The sequence below is a fragment of the Amycolatopsis sp. NPDC034160 genome (assembly GCF_055575355.1).
Window position 1 is genome coordinate 1 of sequence record NZ_JBVISU010000016.1, and the last position, 23615, is coordinate 23615.

Here is a 23615-nt window from a genome sequence, read left to right on the forward strand (position 1 = left end):
GGGGTCCAGGCCCCGGTCGAGAACCTCACCGTTCTCCCGGGGCCTGGACCCTTTTCTGTATCCCCACCCCCCTGCGCATTTAGAGGACTAAACGCAGGGCGTGCCGACCACCCGGGAGACAACCCCTACCCAGGACCGCGTCGGCACACAGCACCCTCGTGAGTGGCGTTTCGGGTTAGAACCCTCATTGCCACTCACGACCAACGCGCCCAACGTAGTCGGGGGCGGCCACACCGGGCCCCGCAGCGACCCCCGCGTTTAGTCCTCTAAATGCGGCGCCGCTTGGGCTCGTGAGTGGCGATTCGTGTTCTAACCCGAAACGCCACTCACGACCAACCCGGCCCACCACTTACCGCAGCCATCACCGCCCAGCCGCAGGGCGGACGGGGACGTGCGCGTTTAGTCCTCTAAATGCGTAGGTGGTCAAGCGGTGGTGGGGCGGCGTAGGTGGTAGATGTCCAGGATCCAGCCCTTCCGTTCCCGGGCCGCGGAGCGGGTGGAGCGGATTTCCGAAGCGAGCGCGGCGGTGAGCGGGCCGGCCAGCAGGAGTTCGTCGGGCGTCCCGAGGTAGGCGCCCCAGTAGATCTCCAGTCCCTCGTCCACGAACCGCGAGAACGCGCACTGGGCGTCCAGCATCACGAAGACGTCGTCCACGTCCGCGGGCCAGCCGATGTCGAGACGACGACCGGTCGTGATCAGCACCGGTCGTCCGATCTGGTTCATCGTGGTCCGGTGCCGCGCCGTCAACGCGGCCACGCTGCTGACGCCCGGAACGACCTCGTACTCGAATTCGACGTTCCCCCGCGCGAGCACGGCGTCCAGCAGTGTCAGTGTCGAGTCGTAGAGCGCCGGATCGCCCCAGACGAGGAACGCGCCCCGCTCGTCGGGGCCCAGCTCGCGAATCATGTCCTCGTAGACGTCGGTGCGCAGCCGGTGCCAGTCCGCGACGGCCTTCCAATAGTCAGCAGGAGTACGGTCGCGTTCGGGGTCCTGCGCCCGCACGACGCGGTAGCGGGGCCGCTCGACGAACCGGTCGAGGATCTCCTGGCGAAGACCCACCAGGTCCTGCTTCTCCGAGCCCTTGTCGAGGACGAAGAAGACGTCGGCGTCGTTCAGCCGCTCGACGGCCTGGACGGTCAGGTGGGCCGGGTCGCCGGCGCCGATGCCGATCGCGGAGATCTTCCTCATCGCCGCAGTGTGCCCGCCCCCGTCCGGCACACCCCTACCCCCATGGGGTATAAATGGGATGATCGCTTCGTTTGTCCTGTAGAGGAGTTCGTACCGATGGCCGAAACCACCTACACCGTCAAGGGCATGTCCTGCGGGCACTGCGCCTCCTCCGTCACGGAGGAGGTCAGCGGGATCACCGGTGTCAGCGCCGTGAACGTGGACGTGGCCAGCGGCAAGGTCACCGTCACCAGCGAGGCGCCGCTCGACGTCGAAGCCGTCGACGCGGCCGTGACCGAGGCCGGTTACCAGCTCGTCTCGTGAGTACCCCCGTCAAGGTGTCGGCGTTCGCCGCGGCTCTGGTCGCGGTGTTCGCCGTCGCCTGGGCGATCGGTTCCACGGTCGGGCCCCTGGACGAGGCGCCAAGCCCGCCCGCGCCGACCAGTGAGCACGAAGGTCACCACCCGGGAGGCACACGGTGAACGCCGGGACAGCCCAGCGCGTCGAACTGGTCATCGGCGGGATGACCTGCGCCTCCTGCGCGGCCAGGGTCGAACGCAAGCTGAACAAGGTCGACGGCGTCTCCGCGACGGTCAATTACGCCACCGAGAAGGCGCAGGTCGCTTTCCCGGCCGAGGTCTCGGTGGACGACCTCGTCGGTGTCGTCGAGTCCGCGGGTTATACGGCCGAGCCACCCAAGCCGGACGAGGACGCGGAGCAGGCCGACGGACTTCGAACCCGGCTCGTCGTCTCCGCCGCCCTCGCCGTCCCGGTGATCGTGCTGGCGATGGTCCCGGCCTGGCAGTTCACCTACTGGCAGTGGATCTCACTCGCCCTGGCCGCCCCTGTCGTCACCTGGGGTGCGTGGCCGTTCCATCGGCCGGCCTGGACGAACTTCCGCCACGGCGCCGCCACCATGGACACCCTGATCTCCCTCGGCGTCGCGGCCGCCACGCTCTGGTCGCTGTACGCGCTGCTGGTCGGCACCGCCGGGACACCCGGGATGCGGCACGGCTTCCAACTGACCATGGAACGCGGATCCGGCGCGGGCAACCTCTACCTCGAGGTCGCCGCCGGGGTGACCACGTTCCTCCTGGCCGGGCGCTACTTCGAGGCCCGGTCCAAACGCCGCTCCGGTGCCGCCCTGCGCGCACTGCTCGAACTCGGCGCGAAGGACGTCGCCGTCCTCGAACGCGGTGTCGAGCGTCGGGTGCCGATCAAGGAGCTCGAGGTCGGCGACGAGTTCGTCGTGCGGCCGGGCGAGAAGATCGCCACCGACGGGGTCGTGATCGACGGCGGGTCGGCGGTCGACGTCAGCATGCTGACGGGTGAAGCCGTCCCGGTCGAGGTGACCGTCGGCGACGCCGTCGTGGGCGGGACGGTCGACGTGGGCGGCAAGCTCGTCGTCCGCGCCACCCGGATCGGCGCCGACACCCGGCTCGCGCAGATGGCCCGGCTGGTCGAGGACGCGCAGAACGGTAAGGCGCGGGTCCAGCGGCTCGCGGACCGCGTATCCGCCGTGTTCGTCCCGGTGGTGATCGCGCTCGCGGTCGGCACGCTCGGCTTCTGGCTCGGTGCGGGCAGCGGCGCGGACGCCGCCTTCACCGCCGCCGTCGCGGTCCTGATCATCGCCTGTCCGTGCGCGCTGGGCCTGGCCACGCCGACGGCGTTGCTGGTCGGCACCGGCCGCGGGGCACAGCTCGGGATCCTCATCAAGGGCCCGGAGGTGCTCGAATCGACTCGGAAGGTCGACACCGTCGTCCTGGACAAGACCGGCACGGTGACCACCGGGAAGATGAGCCTCACCGACCTCCACGGTTCAGATGAGACTGAAGTCCTCCGGCTCACCGCGGCGGTCGAGCACGCTTCCGAGCATCCGATCGCCCGCGCGATCGTCGAAGCCGCCGAAGAGCGGCTCGGTGACCTGCCGCCGGTCGAAGATTTTCGCAACGTCGAGGGTCTGGGTGTCGTCGGCGAGGTCGAGGGCAAGATCGTCTTGGCCGGTCGTACCGCACTCCTCGAACACCACGGCATCACCCTCGGCGAGGAGTTCGCCCAGGCCAAGGCGGCCGCCGAGGAACGTGGCGCGACCGCCATCGTCGTCGCGTGGGACGGGGAGGCGCGCGGTGTGGTCGTCGTGGCCGACACGGTCAAGCCGACCTCGAAACAGGCGGTGAAGGAACTGCGGGCGCTCGGCCTCCGGCCGGTCCTGCTGACCGGCGACAACACCGGTTCCGCGAAAGCGGTCGCGGCCGAGGTGGGGATCGACGAGGTCATCGCCGAGGTCCTGCCCGCGGACAAGGTCGACGTCGTCAAGCGTCTGCAGGCCGAAGGCCGGGTGGTCGCCATGGTCGGCGACGGCGTCAACGACGCGGCCGCGCTCGCGCAGGCCGACCTCGGCCTGTCCATGGGGACCGGGGCGGACGCCGCGATCGAGGCGGGCGATCTCACCCTCGTGCGCGGTGACCTGCGTGCCGCCGTCGACGCCATCCAGCTTTCGCGCCGCACGCTCGGCACGATCAAGGGCAACCTGTTCTGGGCGTTCGCCTACAACGTCGCCGCGCTGCCGCTGGCCGCGCTCGGCCTGCTCAACCCCATGATCGCCGGGGCCGCGATGGCGTTCTCCTCGGTCTTCGTGGTCACCAACAGCCTGCGGCTGCGACGGTTCGCCCGCGGCGTGTGATCAGGAGCGGACGAGCCGGGCGATGGCGTCGGAGGCTTCCCGGACCTTGAGGTCGGCTTCTTCGCCGCCCGCGGCCGCGGCCGCGACCACGCAGGTGGCGAGGTGCTCGTCCAGCAGTTCGAGGGAGAACGACTGCAGTGCCTTGGTGGCCGCGGACACCTGCGTCAGGATGTCGATGCAGTACTTGTCCTCTTCGACCATCCGCTGCAAGCCGCGGATCTGCCCCTCGATCCGGCGCAGGCGCTTGAGGTAGGCCTCTCGCTCGCTGCCGTAGCCCGTCATCTCGCACCCGTTCTCTCGTCGTTCCCCAACCATCACCGAGTATACCCTCCCCATGTATCCGCCCCGGGACGGCGAAATTCGTCGATGCCAGGATGTCGAGGATGATCCGGCGGCTCCGACTCCGGTGTGAGTGGCCGGGCAACGGCCGGATGACCAGGAGGAACAGCGATGAAGTACATGATCATGATCACGATGAACCCCACCGCGTGGGACGCCCTTCCCGAGAAGGAACGCGACGAGATGGTCGCCCGCATCGACCCTTTCATGAAGAAGCTGTCCGAGAGCGGCGAACTGCTCGGGACGCAGGCGCTGGCGGAGCCGAAGGAGAGCACGGTGGTCCGGGTGCGTGACGGCGTCCCGGTGGTCACCGACGGTCCGTACGCGGAGTCGAAGGAGTACCTCGCGGGCTTCTACCTGGTCGAATGCGAAAGCAAGGAGCGCGCGATCGAGATCGCCGGCCAGATTCCGGACGCGCACGTCAACGCGATGGAGATCCGGCCGGTGGTCTTTTCCTCCGGGGACAACGCCTAGGTGGCTGCTGCTTCGGCGCCGGCGCGGGCCGCTGACCTGCTCCGGCGCTGAATCGGCACTTCCGGTTTCGGTTCGTCGGTGATCGTCAGTACGGTGCCGGCCTCGGCGAGCAGTTCACGGCAGCCGACCAGCTGTTTCAGGACGTCGTCGCGCAGGCGGAGGGCCACGTCGGCTTTCTGCCGCGCTTCGGCGACGAGACGCTCGCCCTCTTCGGCGGCGTCGTCGAGGAGTTTTCGTGCCCGCGCTTGCGCGGCTTCGTCCTGTGCGGCGAGCGCGCGCATGGCTTCGGCCCGGCGCAGCGTCATGGCGCGCTCGAAGTCTTCAGTGATCCGCTTCCGCTCCGCCTCGGCCTTGGCGGCCTCCTCGGTGGCGCGCGCGGTGATCTCTTCGGCCTCTTCGCGGGTGAGTTCGAGCATCCGGCGCGAACGCTCCTGAAGCGCGTCCGGCGCGATCGGCACCCGGCTGATCCGGTCAACGGTCGCTTTCAGTTCACGGTTTTCCGCTTGCGCGGCGGTGAGCTTCGCGGCGAGAGCCTCCCCGCGGCGGATCGCTTCGTCGCGTTCGGCGGCCACGCGTCGTAGTTCCGTTTCCACCTCACGAACGAATTCCCGGACCTGAGCGCGATTGAAACCACGCCAAGCCAGATCGAAGCCGGGCAGCTCCATTAGTCACCTCCACAGTGGGCGATCCGTCACCGGTGGGCGTTTCCCTTGGTGCACAGGGCCTTTGCCGCACGGGGCTTTCTCTCCTCCAGTGTGCCTGATGCGATCGCGACATGTGCCTCGGGTGGGTGCTCTCTGCGCCGAACGGTCCGCGCAAGCGGTGAGAAGGGTGATCCTCGCGGCGGTGGGAGAATGGCAGATCATCGCTTTCCCTACAGGAGGTGGCCGCGTGACGAGTAGCCGAATTCGGGTCCCTGGCTGGAATACGGCGACCGCGGCCGAAGGATATCGGCAGGTCAGAGAGAACATCGCGATCTTGCTCACCGACAACGCTGGCGCGGGGGAGCGTATCGTCCCGGCTTGTCCACAATGGACTGTTCGTGATCTGCTGGCGCATCTGACGGAAATCTGCGACCGGGTGATCACCCGGTTCGGCGGTGAGCCGTGCCCGGTTCCGGAGACGGCGTCGGTCGCCGCGTTGCTGCGGCTCTGGATCGAACGCGGACCCGAGGCCGACACCCTCCTCGCCGCGGACGGCGAAGGGAGGAGCCGTGGCGACATCATGGTGATGGACGCCTTCACCCACGAACTCGATCTCCGTTACGCGCTCGGCGCTCCGTTACCCGAGGCCCACCCGGCCTGGCTCCGCGCCTTCGAAGTGCTCACCGGCGGGCTCGGCGCCTCGCTGACCAGCCACGGTCTGCCCGGATTGCGGATCGAGACCGAGGGCGCGCGCTGGATCGCCGGCACCGAACCGGTGGGTGCCGTGCTCTCGGGGCCGCCCGCGGACCTGTACCGGTCGCTCGCCGGGCGCCGGAGCCCGGCCCAGATCGCCGCCTTGGCGTGGCTGGGCGGTCCCGAGCCGTGGCTCCGGGCCTTCGCCTGGGGGCCGTTCACGCCGCCCGCCGAGGCGATCGAGCGCTGATCAGCCGGTCGGGGACATCGACGACAGCGCCGCGGCCAGCGCGAGCACCACGGCCACGATCAGCACCTCGGCCCCGACACTGATCCGCAGCCGTCGCAGGTCGGCGGTCACCACACCGGTGCCGCCGCGGCCGGCGATCCCGCGCCGCACCGCGGTGCGGCTCACGTTCGCGACCAGCAACAACACGGCGAACCCGGTGAGCTTCAGCAGGAAGACGATGCCGTAAGACGACGTCCAGAGCGCCTCCGCCGACGGGACGAGCCGGAAGCCCAGGTAGGCGCCGCTGACCACCATGATCACGATCGACGTGGTCGCGATCGGGTGGAAGCGCGCCAAGGCGGGCTCGGCCTCCTCCGCCGGATACCTCCCGCGCAGGAGCACGGCCAGCTGGATCAGCCCGCCGACCCAGACGGCCATCGCGCCGAAGTGCGCGAGGTCGGCGCTGACCGAGAGGAACATGATCTTGTCGGCCACCGCGTGCCCGGTCGCGGAGAAGCTGAGCAGCACGAGGAACCCGGCGGCCATGCCGAGGTTTTCGTAGCGGGACCGCAGTCGTTCCGGCAGGTCGACGGTCAGCAGTCGCCGTGCGAGGAAAGCGAGGGCGACGATCGCGGCCAGCCGCAGGAGCAGCAGTTTCCCGTAAGCCACCCGCAAGGTGGCTTCGATCAGGGCCGGGTCGAAGACGGCGTCCACTCCGCGCCCCGCGACGTACGGGCCTTGCAGCAGGAATCCGGCGACGGCCGTGACGCCCGAGAGGCCGACGCCGACGGTGATCAGCCTCCGCGCCGCCGGGTCGGTCCGGCCGCCCGGACGGCAGACCAGCACGAACACCAGCCCGCCGAGCAGCGCGACACCGCCGAACGAGCCCCAGCGGAACGTGGTGAACAGCGCGTCGGTCACCGGATCGGTCCCGGTCGACGCGGACACCGCGCCGGCCGAGGTGATCAGGGGGCCGGTACCGACGACGAACGCGAGCGTGCCGCGTACCGGATGCGAGTCAGTCGAGACGAAGGCGTACTCGACGAGGTAGCTGCCTTCGGGGAGATCGGGCTCCAGCTTGACGGCGACTTGTTCGGCGATGTCGCCCGGCTGGAACACCGGTCCGGTGACGACGTTCGTGCCGTTGGCGTCCACGACCTTGATCGAGTTCGGCTGGATGCCGATGTTCTCCGACAGCGTGAGAGAGACCTGTGCGGGCGCCGAGGTGAGCCGGGCGCCGTCGGCGGGATTCGAGGAGACGAGTTCGACGTGGGCCGAGGCCGGGGCCGCGGCGAGCACCGCGACCCCGAACCACGCCGCCACGAGGGCGAGGAGTGCGAAGACCCTTCTGGTCACGACGCCGCGGTCGCCAGCTCACGCCGGCTTTCGGGCGAGCACGTGCAGCCGGTCAGCTCCCGTTCGACGGCGGAGGCCTTCCGGTGCACGATCATCGCGATGATCATCGGGATGGTGACGATCGTGTTGTAGAACAGGTGCAGTTCCACGCGCGGGATGAACAGCTGGATGATGCTGCTCGGCGCGGTGCCGCCGCCGAGCCGCCAGCCGGTCTGCGCCTGGACCAGCAGGAGCAGATGCTCGATGTGGTGCCAGAACTGCAGGCCGAGCGCCAGGTTCCACCACTGCCGCGAACGGCCGGCGAAGCCCTTCCGCAGCGCGAACAGCGCGATCAGCATGACGATGGCGTAGCCGTAGTGCAGCCATTCGGAACTGATCAGTTTCGGGAACGGGATGCCCAGCACGCCGCGGGCGTCCGGCGTCTTCCAGCCGAGGACGTAGATCTGGAACGCCTGCACGAGATGTTCCGCCCAGTGGGCCACGACGATCACCGCGAAGACGGCGAGCGCCGAGCGGTGGTACTTCCCGTTGAGCGAAGCGAGAAGGCCTGGATGTGCGGAATCGAGTGCGGCCATGAAGGGGCTCCTTGGGGGAAAGTCCGACCGGTGACGGATACCGACGATATCCGCCGTACCGGCGGTTTCCGTTACTCTGAATTGCGGATCCACCTGCGGATTAGGCCATTCAGCGCACGACGATTCCGGAGGACACCTTCGGCGCGGCCGGAATGTGGAACAGCCGGGTGAACAGCTCCAGGTATTCCGTGGCCCCTTCGATCCGGACCTTGCCGGTCCGCAGCGCTTCGGCCGGGGACAGCTCGCCGCTCAGCAGGTCCGTGATGAACGGGCCCAGTGGCTCGATCGTCGCGTCGGCCCCCGGATGCGCGCCGTCCGCGACCTTGAGCGCGCCGTCCTCGACGATCGCGTGCAGGACCATCCCGCCCGGGTAGTGCAGTTCGTAAGTGGCGTGGACGCCCTTGGCCTCCTCGCTCTGGAAGGTCGTGTACAGCGACAGGATCGCCGCGTCCAGGGTGAAGACGTCCTCGGGGGCGGGCCGCCCGAGCGAACGCGCTCCCCAGAGGCCGAGGTCCAGCACGATCTGGTCGAGTTCGCCGCCGTACTCGGTGAGTTCGTAGACCACCGCGGCGTCGAGCTGGGGGAGCAGGCGGCGGCGGAGCACACCGGACTGCTCGAGTTCGTTGAGCCGGGCGGACAGCGTGCTCGCCGGGATCTTGGGCAGGCCGGCCTGCAGTTCGGTGAACCGCTTCGGGCCGAGGACGAGGTCACGGACGATCAGCAGCGACCAGCGTTCGCCGATGATCTCCAGCGCGCGGGCGAGACCGCAGAACTGTCCATAGGTACGACTGCTCATCCGCCGATCCTCACTTTCGTTCCGTTCGGGAGTGGGTTTCCGCCGTTCACGCGGGTTCACCCTCGGAAAGCAGGCCGTGATGCAGGACCTGCAGTTCGTCGCAGGGTTCGACGCCGAGTTCATTGTTGAGCCTCGCCCGCACCTGGCGGTAGGTCGCGAGGGCGTCGGATCGCCGTCCGCTGCGGCCGAGGACGCGGATCAACTGCCCGTGCAGGGCTTCGTCGAGCGGGTTGACGCTCACCAGCGAGCGTAGTTCGCCGATCAGTTCGTGCCGCATCCCGGCCGCGATGTCCGCCTCGATGCGGAGGTGCAGGGTGCTGCGGCGCTGTTCGACGAGGTCGACCGCGTACGCCGACAGAACCGGTCCACAGTGGACGTTCGCGAGCGGGGGTCCGGACCACAGGTCGAGTGCCGACCGGAAGGCCTTCGCCGCTTCGGTGTGCTCGCCGCGCAACTGCAGCTCCCGGCCCGCCTTCTGCAGTGTCTGGAACTGGAACACGTCCACCTGCTCCGGGGCGATCCGGAACACGTAACCCGGCGGTTTCGTCGCCAGCATGGCCTCGCCGTACGGGGCGAGCTCGTTCTCGTCGATGCAGCGGCGCAGCTGGTAGATGTAGGTGTGCATGGTGGTGCGGACGCTGCGCGGCGGATCGTTGGCCCACAGTTCCTGCACGATCGTGTCGATGTGCACGATCTTCCCCGGGCTCATCACCAGCATGGCGAGCACCTGCAGCAGCTTCGGTGTCGTCGGCGCGTAGTCGATCCCGTCGCGCACCAGTTCGAGCGGGCCGAGCAGGGTGAAGCGGACGGGGCTTGCGGACAGGTCCGGATTCGGGTCGGGTGCCGAGCCGTGGGGCGTGTCCGATACTTCTGATCCGGCGTACATCGCAAGCGCCCTCCAGCTCGATACGCGTCGTGTCCCGATTTTCGGAGTACGTCGACAGTGACAGAGCGGTGGGTCACCGGGCCAGTGAGCCGTCCACCAGGTCCCGCGTGCGTGCGTCCTGAGAAAACATGGGTTTTTCACATCGGAGGTATGAATCGAGCACTGGCCGGTACCCGGCCACGCCCAGCAGGATTCGGGTATCGGACAGACCCTTGGGGGTTCTCATGCGCGAGGCATCTTCCACGTCAGGCTCGATCAGCGGCGGGCTGGGGTTCAAACGTCACCTGCGTGCGGAGATCAGCGAGGGCAACGGTGCCTATCTGTTCTCGGAACAGGGTGTCATCGCGATGCGCGGCGCGCAGGTCGCGTCGGTGGCGGCGCTGCTCGACGGCACCCGTGACCTCGACGGACTCCTGTCCGCCTGCCCCGAGGGGATGAACGCCGAACAGGTCACCGGCGTGCTGGCCCGGCTGGTCGAGGCCGGTCTGGTCACCGTCCACGTCCCGGACGAGGTCAGCGGCGACGAGCGCGCGCTCGCGTACTGGGACGCGTGCGGTCTCGACGCGTCCGCGGTGACCGGGCGGCAGAAGCCGGCGACGGCGAGCCTGACCACGATCGGCCGCGGGGTCGACACCTCGCAGGTGGAGAGCGCACTCCAGGCGAGCGGTATCGAGCTGGTCGAGACCGCTTCCGAACTGGCCATCGTGCTGTGCGACGACTACCTCGACCCGAGGCTGGCCGAGATCGACGCGGAGCACCGGCGCACCGGAAGGCCGTGGCTGCTGGCCCGGCCGTCGGGGTCGCAGGTGTGGATCGGCCCGATCATGCAGCCCGGCCGCTCGGGCTGCTGGCACTGCCTGACCAACCGGCTGTGGGGGCACCGGCACGCGGAGGCCTGTGTGCAGGAGGTCCTCGGGCACGACGGCCCGGCGTCGTTCCCGATGCCCGCCGTGCCGCCGCTGACCGCGGCCGCGTCGCATCTGATCTCCCTCGAAGCGTCCAAATGGCTCGCGGGACACCGCTATCCGGGTCAGCAGGCGGTGTGGATCCTCGACACCCTCGATCTGCAGGGTCGCCTGCACGAACTGCGGCGGCGGCCGCAGTGCCCGGAGTGCGGTGACGAAGGGATCGTCGCGGCGCGGACGGCCGAACCGATCGTGCTGCGGGAGGCCAAGAAGGCGACCTCCGGCGGTGGCGGGCACCGGACGCTCACCCCGGTCGAGGTACTCGACCGCTACGGCCACGTGGTCAGCCCGGTCACCGGCATCATCAAGGAGATCGCCCGCGACCCGAGGGCACCGGCGTTCGTGAACGCCTACCGGTCCGGGCTCAACGTCGCCCGCCGTGTGCGCGGTGAGGCGGGGCTGCAGGCCGGGCTGCGCGGGGACAACGGCGGCAAGGGCGCGAGCCCGCTCGACGCCGAGGTCGGCGCGCTGTGCGAGGCGATCGAACGGTTCTCGGCGAACTACCAGGGCGACGAACTGCGGATCCGCGACACCTTCCGCGGGCTCGGCGAGGACGCCGTCCACCCGAACTCGTGCATGCTCTTCGACGAGCGTCAGTACGACACCCGCGACGACTGGAACGCCAAGCACGCGATCTTCCAGCACGTACCCGAACGGTTCGACGACGGGGCCGCCGTCGACTGGACGCCGATGTGGTCGCTGTCGCGGCAGCGCCGCAAGCTGATGCCGACGGCGTACCTCTACTACGGGGTGCCGCCCGAATGCGGGATCGGCGGGATGCGCGCCGACTCCAACGGCTGCGCGGCGGGCAGCAGTATCGAGGACGCGATCCTGCAGGGACTGCTCGAACTCGTCGAACGCGACGCCGTCGCGATGTGGTGGTACAACCGGCTTCCCGTGCCCGGCGTCGACATCACCTCGTTCGACGACCCGTGGGCGGAGGAGATGGTCGGCCAGTACGCGCGGTCGGGCCGGGAACTGTGGGTCCTCGACCTGACCGCGGATCTCGGTGTGCCGGTGATGGTCGCGCTGTCGAGGAGTATCGCCGGGCCGCGCGAGAACGTCATGATGGGTTTCGGCGCCCACCTGGATCCCAGGACCGCGCTGCGGAGGGCGGTCAGTGAGCTCAACCAGATGATCCCGGCGGTGCTCGCGAACGACGTCGAACTCGACGATCCCGACGCGGCGCGGTGGCTCCGGCACGCTACGGTCGCGAACCAGCCGTATCTGCTGCCGGCCCCCGGCCGGTCGGCGAAACGGGCCGCGGACTTCAAGTTCGTCCGGCGGCCGGACGTGCGGGACGACGTGGAATCGCTGGTACGCAAGCTGGCCGCGCTGGGAATGGAGACACTGGTGCTCGATCAGACCAGGCCCGACATCGACCTTCCCGTGGTCCGGGTCGTCGTCCCGGGGCTGCGTCCCTTCTGGAGCCGGTTCGCGCCCGGGCGGCTCTTCGACGTCCCGGTGCGGCTGGGCAGGCTCGCCGAACCGACCCCGTACGGCAGATTGAATCCCTTCCCCATGTTCTTGTAATCCGGCTGGAGCGACAGTTGAGGACAGATCCCCCCGGCGGTGTGGCCGAAACGATCCCTTTGTGGTCGCTCACCGACGACAGCCTCGTCGAGATCGGTGAGGACGGCTCGTTGGTGGTCGTCACCCGGTGGGGGGAGTTCGACTTCGACCACGCCGGACCGCTGGTCCGGGAATCGTTGCGGCGGATGGCCTTGGGGCCGGTCTCGCTGGCGAACGTGACGTCCTCGTGGGAGCCGGTCGAGCGGGAGCCCGACCTCGAAGGCGAACTGAGCTGGACGGCCGAGGGTGCCGACGCGCTGCGGCAGGTGCTCAAGGAACTCGGCGGTTCCGTGGTGCACTCGCTGGGGCTCGCCGACGGCCGGGGCCCGCTGCTGTCGGTGATCCCGGTCGCGCTCGCGCCGGTGTTCGGCACGGAGGAGATCCCGCCCTCGCGCCCGATCCGGTTGTCCCGCTTCTGTTCCCTGCGTTCCGACGCCTCCGGGATGGGGCTGGAGTCGCCGTCCGCGCGGTACCGCGTCGTGCTGTACCAGCCGTGGGCGGTGCATGTCGCGGCGACGCTGGCGACGGCGAAGTCGGTGGGGGAGATCGTGTCCGCGACCGGGATCGAGGCCGGGGTGGTCGGCGCGATCGTGTCCTATCTGGTCGCCGCGGGCGTGGTCCAGCTCGCCGGGGAGCACGGCCGGTTCGCCGAGGACGACGACCCCGAACTGAGCCTGTGGTCCCCGGACGAGCTGTCGTTCCACACCACGAGCCGGACCTGGAGACCCGGCGGCCCGGCCGATCTGCCAGGGCTCGGGAATCCGCCGGTGGTCAAGGCCGCCACGGGCGAGGGGCCGGTCTACGCCCTCTACCGGCCGGATCTGGCCGCCCGCGCGGAGACCGATCCGACGCTGACCACGTTGCTGGAGCGCGATCACCGCTGCCCTGAGTTCACCGAGAGCGGGCTGTCGGCCGAACAGATCGGCGAATTCCTGTTCCGCGGCGCGCGAATCAGGTCGATCGGGCCCGCGCATCTGCCCAGCGGACACGGCGCCGGCGTGCCGGTCCACGATGCCTCACAGCGGCCGTACTTCAGCGTGGCCTGTCTGTACGAACTCGAGCTGTACGTCTCGGTGAACCGGTGCTCGGGGCTGGAACGCGGGATCTATCACTACGACCCGCTCGACCACCGGCTCGGCCTGGTCAACGACGACGAGGCCGACCTCGACGCGATGCTCGACATGGCGATGATCGCCGGCGGCAACCATCGGCGGCCCTCCGCGCTGATTTCGGTGACCGCGCGCATGCCGCGCATGGCGTCGGTGCTCGGTGGTGGCGCGTACGCCACGACGCTGGCGCATGTCGGCGCGCTGCAGCAGACGCTCTACCTCGTCGCGCGCGCCATGGGACTGGCCGCGCACGCCGTCCCGGTCGACGCCGGCGACCGCGTCGACCGCGCCCTCAAACTCGACTGGCCCGCCGAGGTGGGCGTCGGAGAGTGCGTACTCGACTTCCCCGCCTGATCCGTGTCGTGAGTGGTGATGACGGTTCTGACCGTCGTCACCACTCACGAGCTTGACCGACCGGTCGCCTCCTCGATCGCGTGTCGAGTGCTCCGAAACCTTCGGCGCGTTTGCTGGAGAGCAGAGGAAAAGCGACAGCGAATCCGAGGTTGGTCTTGATGCAGCTACGAACAGTCGCCACGGCGGCGAACGAGAAAGGCGCCATCGAACCCGGTCGGCTTCCCGAGCCGGCGTCACCCCTGCAACCCGCGGTGCTGCAGGCCATCTCGTCGATGCACGCGAGGTACTTCGACCCGATCACCCTGGGCGACCTGGCATCGGAAGTCTTCGTCAGCCCGTTCCATTTCTCGCGCATCTTCACCAAGGCGACCGGCGTGACGCCGGGCCGGTATCTCACCGCGATCCGGCTCTTCGAAGCGAAACGACTGCTGCTCACGACATCACTGACGGTGTCGGACATCGTGTGCAGTGTCGGCTACAGCAGCGTCGGTACGTTCACCAGCCGCTTCACCCGTGCGGTCGGGATGACCCCGACCCAGTACCGCGACCCCGAGGTCGGCGAGCTGCTGGTGGCGCTGGCGCCGCATTTCCAGCGGCTGCCGTCGCTGGAAGCGTTGCACAGCGCCGGAATGGGCTGTGCCTCGATGCGGGCCGGCACCGGCACGATCAGCGTGCGGGTCGAGACGCCGCGCGGGGCGGGCCCGGCCTGTGTCCTCATCGGACTGTTCGCCGAGTCGATCCCGCAGTGCGGGCCGGTCGCGTTCGGCGGCAGGGCGAACGTCCTTTCGGCGGACATCGAGATCCAGAACGTCCCCGAGGGCAGGTGGACCGTCATCGCGGTCGCCGAGCACGCGGCGGGCACCGCGGCGTCGTCGTTCTCGGTGGGCACGCTGCCCGGCCGGGTCGACATCACCCGCTACGGCCGGGTCCACCTGCGGATGCCGATGCGCACCCCGCAACCGACCGACGCGCCGATGGCGATCACCCTCGCCGGCGGCCCGACCTCCACCGGTAATCGCATGACCATGCCCGCCACGGATTACCTTCGCGCGGTGGCCTGAGGCCTATTCCGCGGTTCTCCCGGTCTCGCAAACCGGGAGAACCGCGGGCGCAACCGTGGAGTAGCTGGGGCATCACCGCGCATGTGAGCCTTTAACCAGTCCGCAGAATTCGAATCCACCCGTTAGGGGGAGAGTGCGTTGGGCAATGGTTGGCGCACGTTAAGACGTCGCATGATCACACCGGACGTCTCCGAGACGTCGCTGGAAAAGCGGGGTTTCCACAAGAAGAGCCCAGCCGCTCAAGAACTGCTGGAGACCGTGGGGGAGAAATTCCTGCTCGGTTACGCGCACGCGGTCGAAGCGCGTGACACCGGGCAGGCCGAAGAATGGCTGGAACGCATTCCGGTCAAATTCCGCGGCTTCGCCTATGAAGGCGCCGGAATGGGTTACGGAATGCTGGACGGTCTGCCGGGCGGAGGCCGCGGGCATATCGCGGACTTCCTCGACGGCCCGGCCGAGAAGCACGACTACATCATCTACGTCGGCGTCGGCTGGGCGATGGCGCGGTTGCCGCGTTTCCGCTGGCCGTCGGCCGAGGACTTCGATCCGTTGCTGCGCTGGCTTGTGCTCGACGGGTACGGCTTCCACCAGGCCTACTTCAAGACCGCGAAATACATCGACGGTCAGTTCCAGGATCCGGACTTCAACTGGCCCGCGGGCAACAACGGCTACTCGCTGCGGGCGATCGACCAGGGCATCGGCCGGGCGCTGTGGTTCATCTGCGGTACCGACGTCGACCTGGTCGCCGACACGATCGCGCGGTTCCCCAAGCGGCGCCACGGAGATCTCTACGCCGGAGTCGGGCTCGCCTCGACCTACGCGTGCGGTGTCACTGGCGACGAGTTGCTGAAACTCGCCGAGTTCGCCGGTGAATATCGCGGAAACCTGGCCCAGGGTAGCGCTTTCGCCGCCGAAGCCCGGATTCGCGCCGGACTGCTGATCCCCGAGACCGAGGTCGCCACCCAGGCGATCTGCGGGCTGCCGGCCGAGCGCGCCGCGGCCATCACCCAGGAAGTTCGCCCCGCCGTGGTGGTCGACGGTGAACTCCCCCATTTCGAGATCTGGCGACAGCGCATCGCCGCCGAGGTACTCACTTCTGGAGGTGCAGGCAAATGACCGCGACCTTGGGCTGGCTCCGCAAGCAGCTTGCGGGCATCGTGGCGCTGGTGCTGATGGCCGGGCTGTTCGTGGTGGCACAGCTGCCCACGGTCTCGACCGCCGAGGCGGACACCATGGCCTCGAAGTACGCGTTCGAACCGTTGACGATCGCCCTGCCGGAGGCGGCGAAGAGCCAGTCGATCCGGACGGTGAACAAGGACTACGAGCACATCCGCGCGTGGATCTCGTCGGTCGGCGCCGCGATCGCGGTCAACGACCTCGACGGGGACGCCCTCGCGAACGACCTGTGCTTCGTGGACCCGCGCAGCGACCAGGTGGTCGTCACCCCGACGCCGGGCAAGGGCGGCGACCGGTACGCGCCGTTCGCGCTCGACGCCGCGCCGCTGCCGATGGGCAAGTACATCGCGCCCATGGGCTGTGTGCCCGCCGACTACAACGAGGACGGCCGCGTCGACCTGCTGGCCTACTACTGGGGCCGCACTCCGCTTCTGTTCCTCTCGAAGCCGGGCGCCACGAAGCTGGAGCCGAAGGCCTACGAGCCGGTGGAACTGGTGGTGGGCAACAACTCCAAGAACGGCGAGTACGCCGGTCCGCTGTGGAACACCAACGCCGCCTCGGTCGGTGACTTCGACGGCGACGGACACCAGGACATCTTCATCGGCAACTACTTCCCCGACAGCGCGGTGCTGGACGACCGCGTCTCCGGCGGGGTCGAGATGAACAAGTCGATGTCGCACGCGGACAACGCGGGCGGCAAGTACATCCTGCGGTTCACCGGCGCCACCCAGGGCGCGAAGCCGACCGCGTCGTTCGCCCTCGACGACAAGGCCATCCCGGCCGACGCCCAGGGCGGCTGGTCGCTCGCGGCCAGCGCGACCGACGTCGACGGCGACAATTTGCCGGAGCTCTACATCGGCAACGACTTCGGTCACGACCGCCTGCTGTACAACAAGTCCCGCCCCGGCCACGTCGAGTTCGCCGAGGTGAAGGGCGTCCGCGGGCCGAACGACCCGAAGTCCAAGGTGCTCGGCAACGACTCCTTCAAGGGCATGGGCGTCGACTTCGCCGACCTCGACCACGACGGTCTCTACGACCTGTACGTCAGCAACATCACGACGTCCTGGGGGATCGAGGAAAGCCACTTCCAGTTCATGAACACCGCCAAGGACACCGCGGATCTGCGCGGCCGTCTGCAGGGCGGCGAGGCGCCGTGGGTCGACCGCAGCGCACAGGCTGGCACCGCGTGGTCCGGCTGGGGCTGGGACGTCAAGATCGCCGACTACAACAACAGCGGCGAATCGGTGATCACGCAGGCGACCGGGTTCGTCAAGGGCGACGTCAACCGCTGGCCGCAGCTGCAGGAATTGGCGACCTCGAACGACGAACTGCTGAAGCACCCGTCCTTCTGGCCGAACATGGTCGCCGGTGACGACGTCGGCGGCGACCACACCCTGCACTTCTGGGCCAAGAGCGCCGACGGCCGTTACACCGACCTGGCCCCGCGCCTCGGTCTCGCGGTCCCGGTGCCCACCCGCGGGATCGCCACCGGTGACGCCGACGGCGACGGCAAGCTCGACTTCGCCGTGGCCCGCCAGTGGGAGCAGCCGATCTTCTACCGCAACGTCAGCCCCGACGCGGGTTCGTACCTGAACCTGAAGCTGGTCCACGACAAGCAGTCCGCGGACGGCGCGCTCAAGGCGGCGGGCACCGCGGCGATCGGCGCCCAGGTCACCGTCATCACCCCCGACGGCAAGAAGTACCTCGACCGCGTCGACGGCGGCAGCGGCCACTCCGGCAAGCGCAGCCACGAGATCCAGATCGGACTCGGCAAGGTCACCGGGCCGGTGAAGGTGTGCCTGCAGTGGCGCGACCTGACCGGGCAGATCCGTACGCAGGAGATCCAGCTGGCCCCGGGCAGCCACACGCTCCAGCTCGGCACCCAGGCGAAGGAGAAGTAACCGTCATGGCAGAGCAGACACTCGCCGCACCGAAGAGCAACAAGACGATCACGGCCCTTCGCCGGTTCGCGATCTCGATCACCGTCTTCAACATCATCGGCTACACCGTGCTCGGTTTCGAGCAGCCGTGGACCTACCCGTTCATCGCGCTGGCGACCGCGTACACCACGGAAATCCTGCTGGAGATCATCGGTGCCAGGGCACAGGGCCGCGAGGTCCGCTTCCGGGGCAACGGGTTCAAGGGCCTGGTGGAGTTCCTCTTCCCGGCCCACATCACCGGTCTGGCGCTCAACATGCTGACCTACGTCAACGACCAGGTACTGGTGATGATGTTCGGCGTGGTGGTCGCAGTCGGCGCCAAGTGGGTGCTGCAGGCACCGGTGCGCGGCAGGCTCCGGCACTACATGAACCCGTCGAACTTCGGCATCACGATCATCCTGCTGGTGTTCCCCTGGGCGAGCATCGCGCCGCCGTACCACTTCACCGAGCAGGTCGACTCGTGGGTCGGCTGGCTGATCGTCGGCATCATCATCGTGTCGGGCACCGTGCTCAACGCGATGCTGACCCAGCGGATGTGGCTGATCGGCGCGTGGCTCATCACCTTCGCGCTGCAGGCGATCGTCCGGGGCCTGCTGTTCGACACCGCGATCCCCGGCGCGCTCGGGATGATGACCGGCGTGGCGTTCGTGCTCTACACGAACTACATGGTCACCGACCCGGGGACGACCCCGTCGAAGCCCGCGTCGCAGATCCTGTTCGGTTCGGGCGTGGCGCTGGCCTACGGGTTCTTCATGGTGGTCCACGTGGCCTACGGCCTGTTCCTCGCCACCGCACTGGTCTGCCTGATCCGCGGCGCCTTCCTGTGGGGTCTGCACTTCTCCAAGAAGGCGACCGAGAAGTGGGAGGCCGAACAGGCGAAGTCGGCCGAAGTCACGACCCTGCCCAAGCCGGCCGAGAAGCCGGAAACGGAAACCGGGGCCGTGGCGGCATGACCCGCCAGGTGAGTACGCCGAGGGCGGTGCCGCCGGGGCCGCCGCGCCGGGCGACCTTCGGGCTGCTGAAGAAGCTGTTCACCGATCGGCTGGCGCTCATGTCGGACTCGGCCGAGGCGCACGGGGACGTCGTCCGGATCGCGATCGGTCCCAAGACGATGTACCTGGTGAACCATCCCGAGCTGGCGAAACACGTGCTCGCCGACAACGCGGCCAACTACCACAAGGGAATCGGCCTTCAGGAGGCGAGGCGGGCGCTCGGCGACGGGCTGCTCACCAGCGACGGCGACACCTGGAAGAAGCAGCGCCGCACGATCCAGCCGGTGTTCCAGCCGAAACGGATCGCGCGGCAGGCCTCCGTCGTCGCGAACGAGGTCGAAGGCCTGGTGAAACGCCTCCGGGACACGACCGGGCCGGTGGAGATCCTGCACGAGATGACCGGGCTGACCCTCGGTGTGCTCGGCAAGACGCTGCTCGACGCGGATCTCGCCGGGTTCACCTCGCTGGGGCACTCCTTCGAGGCCGTGCAGGACCAGGCGATGTTCGAAGCGGTGACGCTGAGCATGGTCCCGCAGTGGGCTCCGCTGAAGAAACAACTGCGGTTCCGGGAGTCGCGGGACGACCTGCGTCGGATCGCCGAGGAACTCGTCGAGCAGCGGTTCGCGAACCCCGTCGAGAACGGTGAGGACGTCTTGTCCCGCCTCATCGATTCGGCGGGGACGCGCGAGCAGATGCGGGACGAGCTGATCACCCTGCTGCTGGCCGGGCACGAGACGACGGCGAGCACGCTCGGCTGGGCGTTCCATTTGCTCGACGAACATCCCGACGTCGCGGAGAAACTCCGTGCCGAGGCGGACGCGGTCCTCGGCGATCAGTCGCCCACCCACGAGGATCTGCATCGCTTGCCCTACACGGCGCGGGTCGTCGAAGAGGTCATGCGGCTGTACCCACCGGTGTGGCTGCTGCCGAGGGTGGCGCAGGCCGACGACGAGATCGGCGGCTACCACATCCCGGCCGGATCCGACGTCGTCGTCGTGCCCTTCACGCTGCACCGGCATCCGGCCTTCTGGCCGGAGCCGGAGAAGTTCGATCCGGACCGGTTCGACCCGGACCGGCCGAGCGGGCGGCCCCGGTACGCCTACATCCCGTTCGGCGCCGGGCCGCGGTTCTGCATCGGCAACAGCCTCGGCGTGATGGAGGCCGTTTTCGTGCTGACGATGGTCCTGCGCGACCTCGAGCTCCGGAAACTCCCGGGCTACGACGTGGTTCCCGAGGCGATGCTGTCGCTCCGGGTGCGCGGCGGGCTGCCGATGACCGTGCACACCAGGAACAGGAGGTAGGTTCCGTGGAAGCGGACGAACAGGCCAAGGTGTCCACTTTGGAGGCCTACGCGGACACGATCTTGCCGGGGGAGAAGCGGTTTCCCGGCGACCACGCGATCGCCGGCGCTTCACCGGGGCCGGGCGCGGTCGTGGCGGGCGCGCTCGAACTGCTGCACACCGAGGCGACCGGGGTGACGGTCGGGTTGCCGTATCTCGCGCAGTCCCTCAACGACCACGCGAAGGTCTACGCCAAGGAACACGACCTCACCCTCGCCGAGGAGCTGCCTCCGTTCGTCGCGCTGTCCTTCGCGGACAGGACGGCGCTCGTGCGGTCGCTGACCGCGCCGGGGCATCCGGAGAAAGACGGCTGGGTGAGCCTCGCCTTGTTCTGCAACATGTCCTTCGACAGCGCGGCGCACAAGCACACCGCCGAGGCCATCGCCGAGGGCCACCCCGGTCTGCTGGCGATGGGCTACACCGCGCCGGACGAGGACGGCCTGTGGCGGTTCCCGAAGTTCTCGTATCGCCGCGAACTGGCGAAACTCCACCCTGACACCACGCCTTCCGGGAGCCCCGCATGACTGCCTACGACAAGACCGACGTCGTCATCGTCGGCAGCGGGTTCGGTGGTTCGATCCCCGCGTACCATCTGGCCGCGGGCGGGGCGAAGGTCACCGTGCTGGAACGCGGGCCGTGGCTGGAGACCAAGGATTTCGAGCACGACTACCTGCTCGGTTCGTCCTACACCAGGGCGTTCGACTTCGTCGTCGGCGACGGAATGAGCGTGCTGGGCGGCAACTGCGTCGGCGGTGGCAGTGTGGTGTACTTCGCCGCGATGCCGCGGGCGCCGAAGTTCGTCTTCGAACGGCACGGCAGCATCGGCCGTCGCATGTGGCCGTCGGTGCTGACGAGGGACGCGTTGGAACCGTGGTACGACCGGGTTTCCGAATCGCTACCGGTGTCCAAACAGGACTGGAACGACGTGTCCTACGCCGGTGGGCTGTGGGCGGCGTTCTGCAACCACTCCGGGCGCACCGCGAATCCCGCGCCGGTCGCGGTGGACAACGACCGCTGCGTCAACTGCAACTTCATGATGGCGGGCTGCCGCTTCGACGCGAAGCGCTCCCTGCTGACCAACTATCTTCCCGCGGCGCTCGCGCACGGCGCGCAGATCCGGCCGCTGCACGAGGTCCAGCGGATCGAGCGGATCGACGACGGCGACTACCGCGTGCACTTCAACGTCGTCGACGACGAGGACTACCGCGTGCACTCCGGTGGCGGGACGATCGACGCGAAGGTCGTCATCATCGCCGCCGGCGCCGGTGCGACGCCGGTGATCCTGCAGCGTTCGGAGTCCGCGCTGGGCACCATGCCGCACGCGGTCGGCCGGTACTTCTCGGGCAACGGTGAGCGGCTCAACACCGCGATCATCGACGAGGAACGGGTCCGTGAGGTCCTCGGACTGTCCCGTGAGGACGGCAAGGTCTACGAGGCCAACCACATCGGCAAGGGCCCGACCGTGGCGAACTGGGACAAACTCGACGGTTCGCTGCCGGAGTACGAGCGGTACTCGCTGGAGCAGCTGTACTTCCCGCCGGGCCTGGGGACGATTCTCGCGCAGGTGCCCGACGGTGACGAACCGCGCTGGTTCGGGGCGCAGAAGAAGGAGATCCTGAAGAAGTGGGCCTCCTGGCTCACCATCTTCCTGATGACCGAGGACGACAACGAGGGTGTCTTCGGCGCTCCGCCGCCCACCGGCAACGCCTACCGCATCTCGCAGCAGATGCTGGGCCGCGGTCCGCTGAAGTACGACCCGACGCCGAACACCCTGCACGGCTGGTCGCTGGCCGACGCGGAGTGCAAGGAGATCCTGGAGAAGGACGGCCTGGCGAAGGTCTCTCCGTGGACCAACGACGTCGTCGGCGCGTACACCGTGCATCCGCTGGCCTCGTGCCGGATCGGTGACGACCCGGCGACCTCGGCGTTGCACCCGAACCACGAACTCCGCGACCATCCGGGGATCTTCGTGACCGACAGCGCTTCCGTGCCGGGCGCGCTGACGGTGAACCCGGCGATGACGATCGCGGCGCTGGCCGAGCGTTCGGTGCCGGGAATCGTGCGGGCGCTGCAGGCGCGCGGGGTCGACGTCACCTACGGCGCTCCGGCGCCGGACGGTTCGATCACCGGGCGCCGGGCGGTCAGCAAGCTCTCCCTGGTCGCCGGCAGCTGATCATGGCCCCCAAACCGGTGAAACTGGCTTTGCGGCGGGCCTTGCGCGACGTCAGGTACGTCCGGCCGGTCTCCTACGGCCGGGCGACCGGACTCGTCCGTGCCGTCTATCGTCAACTCGAGCGGGACTTCGGCATGCTGGCCCCGCCGGTGGCGCTCCAATCGCCGTCACCACCGGTTCTCGCGGCGAGCTGGCTGATGCTGCGGGAATCGCTGGTGGCGGCGGGGGCGACGAGCAGGGCGGACCGGGAGGTCGTCGCCACGCTGGTGTCGCAGGCGAATTCGTGTCCCTTCTGCGTCGAGGTGCACGGCATGGCGCTGGATTCGCTCGGCCGCTCTTCGGTGGCTTCGGCGATCGCCGACGGTCGTCCCGTGGCGGATCCACGCTCTTCGGCGACGTTGTCGGAGGCGGCCCGGTCGGAGCTGACCGCGGTCGAGTTCGCGTTCCACTACCTCAACCGGGTGGTGAGCGTGTTCCTCGGGCCGTCACCGTTGCCTTCCTCCGTGCCGGATTCCGCACGGGCGAAGGCGAAGGCGGTTCTCGGCCGGTTCCTGAAACCCGTCGAAGACGCGCCGCCCGGTGACTCACTGGAGTTCCTGCGTGCCGGTTCCCGGGATTTCGGCTGGGCCGAGGGTAATCCGGTCGTCGAGGATGCCTTCTCCCGTGCTGAAGCCGCGTTTACGGCGCTGGCGATCTCTCGCGTCGTGCGGGATGTCGTGTCGCGCGAGTTGTCCACTTGGGACGGATCGCCGCCTGGGTTGAGCCGCTCGTGGGTGGACGTCGTCGACGATCCGGCCGCTCGGTTGGCTTTGGTGGTCGCGAAAGCGCCCTACCAGGTCGACGACGCCCTGGTCGCCGCGGCCGGCTTGGGCGATCGAGAACTGATCGAGCTGGTCGGGTGGGCGAGTTTCGTCGCCGCGCGACGGTGTGTCACCACGTCCGCGCGTTCAGAGGACTGAATGCGGATTCGTCGGTCCGCCTTCAACAACATGAGAGAAGACTCCGCGACCTGCCCCGGTTCATGCTTGACGGGACTGCAGATGCGGACGGTGCCGGTGGTTCTGGGAACAGAAACCCGGCGCCGAGGCCGG

The 23615-nt window shown here is 68.6% G+C and carries 22 protein-coding genes; 15 read left to right on the forward strand and 7 right to left on the reverse strand.

Annotation, left to right across the window (positions count from 1 at the left end):
* Window positions 1-423 precede the first annotated feature (423 nt).
* Window positions 424-1188, reverse strand: a complete 765-nt coding sequence (gene cobF, locus ACZ54P_RS27470; RefSeq protein WP_465464456.1) for a precorrin-6A synthase (deacetylating) — start codon at window positions 1186-1188, stop codon at window positions 424-426.
* A gap of 96 nt (window positions 1189-1284) precedes the next feature.
* Between cobF and ACZ54P_RS27475 the strand changes: the two genes are divergently transcribed.
* The 3 genes from ACZ54P_RS27475 to ACZ54P_RS27485 are packed head-to-tail and all read left to right on the forward strand — an operon-like array spanning window position 1285 to window position 3850.
* Complete coding sequence (locus tag ACZ54P_RS27475) at window positions 1285-1491, forward strand: heavy-metal-associated domain-containing protein (RefSeq protein WP_465464457.1); 207 nt, start codon at window positions 1285-1287, stop codon at window positions 1489-1491.
* On the forward strand, window positions 1488-1649 hold the full coding sequence (locus tag ACZ54P_RS27480) for a hypothetical protein (RefSeq protein WP_465464458.1): 162 nt from the start codon (window positions 1488-1490) through the stop codon (window positions 1647-1649). Before ACZ54P_RS27475 ends, ACZ54P_RS27480 begins: the two co-directional genes overlap by 4 nt.
* A 41-nt stretch (window positions 1650-1690) precedes the next feature.
* Window positions 1691-3850, forward strand: a complete 2160-nt coding sequence (locus ACZ54P_RS27485) for a heavy metal translocating P-type ATPase (RefSeq protein WP_465464686.1) — start codon at window positions 1691-1693, stop codon at window positions 3848-3850.
* Here the strand turns inward: ACZ54P_RS27485 and ACZ54P_RS27490 are convergent, their stop codons facing one another.
* Window positions 3851-4132 carry a metal-sensitive transcriptional regulator gene (locus tag ACZ54P_RS27490; protein ID WP_465464459.1) on the reverse strand — a complete coding sequence of 94 codons (282 nt, stop codon included), beginning with the start codon at window positions 4130-4132 and terminating at the stop codon, window positions 3851-3853.
* Between the two features lie 168 nt (window positions 4133-4300).
* Between ACZ54P_RS27490 and ACZ54P_RS27495 the strand changes: the two genes are divergently transcribed.
* Window positions 4301-4663 (forward strand): YciI family protein, encoded by a 363-nt coding sequence (locus ACZ54P_RS27495; RefSeq protein WP_465464460.1) that lies wholly within the window; start codon window positions 4301-4303, stop codon window positions 4661-4663.
* Here ACZ54P_RS27495 and ACZ54P_RS27500 read toward each other — a convergent pair.
* Window positions 4660-5328 (reverse strand): M protein, encoded by a 669-nt coding sequence (locus ACZ54P_RS27500; RefSeq protein WP_465464461.1) that lies wholly within the window; start codon window positions 5326-5328, stop codon window positions 4660-4662. The two genes, ACZ54P_RS27495 and ACZ54P_RS27500, sit on opposite strands and share 4 nt — an antisense overlap.
* Before the next feature lie 313 nt (window positions 5329-5641).
* Here ACZ54P_RS27500 and ACZ54P_RS27505 point away from each other — a divergent pair, with 313 nt between their 5' ends.
* Window positions 5642-6250, forward strand: a complete 609-nt coding sequence (locus tag ACZ54P_RS27505) for a maleylpyruvate isomerase family mycothiol-dependent enzyme (protein ID WP_465464687.1) — start codon at window positions 5642-5644, stop codon at window positions 6248-6250.
* Here ACZ54P_RS27505 and ACZ54P_RS27510 read toward each other — a convergent pair whose 3' ends face one another.
* The 4 genes from ACZ54P_RS27510 to ACZ54P_RS27525 all read right to left on the reverse strand — a co-directional run bounded on the left by ACZ54P_RS27510 (window position 6251) and on the right by ACZ54P_RS27525 (window position 9842).
* Window positions 6251-7585 carry a copper resistance CopC/CopD family protein gene (locus ACZ54P_RS27510; protein WP_465464462.1) on the reverse strand — a complete coding sequence of 445 codons (1335 nt, stop codon included), beginning with the start codon at window positions 7583-7585 and terminating at the stop codon, window positions 6251-6253.
* Window positions 7582-8160: a hypothetical protein gene (locus ACZ54P_RS27515; protein WP_465464463.1), complete on the reverse strand. Its 579-nt coding sequence runs from the start codon at window positions 8158-8160 to the stop codon at window positions 7582-7584. Before ACZ54P_RS27515 ends, ACZ54P_RS27510 begins: the two co-directional genes overlap by 4 nt.
* A gap of 109 nt (window positions 8161-8269) precedes the next feature.
* Window positions 8270-8956, reverse strand: a complete 687-nt coding sequence (locus ACZ54P_RS27520; protein WP_465464464.1) for a winged helix-turn-helix transcriptional regulator — start codon at window positions 8954-8956, stop codon at window positions 8270-8272.
* Between the two features lie 46 nt (window positions 8957-9002).
* Window positions 9003-9842 (reverse strand): AfsR/SARP family transcriptional regulator, encoded by an 840-nt coding sequence (locus ACZ54P_RS27525; RefSeq protein ID WP_465464465.1) that lies wholly within the window; start codon window positions 9840-9842, stop codon window positions 9003-9005.
* Between the two features lie 224 nt (window positions 9843-10066).
* On the opposite strand from ACZ54P_RS27525, the gene ACZ54P_RS27530 reads away from it, so the two are divergent.
* The 10 genes from ACZ54P_RS27530 (at window position 10067) to ACZ54P_RS27575 (ending at window position 23483) form a co-directional block, all read left to right on the forward strand.
* The gene (locus ACZ54P_RS27530) at window positions 10067-12340 is read left to right on the forward strand and encodes a TOMM precursor leader peptide-binding protein (protein WP_465464466.1); all 2274 of its coding nucleotides are present in this window, start codon (window positions 10067-10069) and stop codon (window positions 12338-12340) included.
* Between the two features lie 41 nt (window positions 12341-12381).
* Entirely contained in the window at window positions 12382-13842 is a 1461-nt protein-coding gene (locus tag ACZ54P_RS27535) for a SagB/ThcOx family dehydrogenase (protein ID WP_465464688.1), read from the forward strand.
* Between the two features lie 158 nt (window positions 13843-14000).
* Window positions 14001-14903, forward strand: a complete 903-nt coding sequence (locus ACZ54P_RS27540; protein ID WP_465464467.1) for a helix-turn-helix domain-containing protein — start codon at window positions 14001-14003, stop codon at window positions 14901-14903.
* Window positions 14904-15041: 138 nt separating this feature from the next.
* Window positions 15042-16019, forward strand: coding sequence for a DUF1702 family protein (locus ACZ54P_RS27545; protein WP_465464468.1), 978 nt, complete (start codon window positions 15042-15044; stop codon window positions 16017-16019).
* Entirely contained in the window at window positions 16016-17980 is a 1965-nt protein-coding gene (locus ACZ54P_RS27550) for a CRTAC1 family protein (RefSeq protein WP_465464469.1), read from the forward strand. The genes ACZ54P_RS27545 and ACZ54P_RS27550 overlap by 4 nt, the downstream gene beginning before the upstream one ends.
* A 5-nt stretch (window positions 17981-17985) precedes the next feature.
* On the forward strand, window positions 17986-18972 hold the full coding sequence (locus ACZ54P_RS27555) for an enediyne biosynthesis protein (protein ID WP_465464470.1): 987 nt from the start codon (window positions 17986-17988) through the stop codon (window positions 18970-18972).
* Window positions 18969-20312 (forward strand): cytochrome P450, encoded by a 1344-nt coding sequence (locus ACZ54P_RS27560; protein WP_465464471.1) that lies wholly within the window; start codon window positions 18969-18971, stop codon window positions 20310-20312. Before ACZ54P_RS27555 ends, ACZ54P_RS27560 begins: the two co-directional genes overlap by 4 nt.
* A 5-nt stretch (window positions 20313-20317) precedes the next feature.
* Window positions 20318-20875, forward strand: coding sequence for a DUF5987 family protein (locus ACZ54P_RS27565; protein ID WP_465464472.1), 558 nt, complete (start codon window positions 20318-20320; stop codon window positions 20873-20875).
* Complete coding sequence (locus ACZ54P_RS27570; protein WP_465464473.1) at window positions 20872-22524, forward strand: GMC family oxidoreductase N-terminal domain-containing protein; 1653 nt, start codon at window positions 20872-20874, stop codon at window positions 22522-22524. Before ACZ54P_RS27565 ends, ACZ54P_RS27570 begins: the two co-directional genes overlap by 4 nt.
* 2 nt (window positions 22525-22526) lie before the next feature.
* Window positions 22527-23483 carry a carboxymuconolactone decarboxylase family protein gene (locus ACZ54P_RS27575; RefSeq protein ID WP_465464474.1) on the forward strand — a complete coding sequence of 319 codons (957 nt, stop codon included), beginning with the start codon at window positions 22527-22529 and terminating at the stop codon, window positions 23481-23483.
* The last annotated feature ends 132 nt before the right edge of the window (window positions 23484-23615 follow it).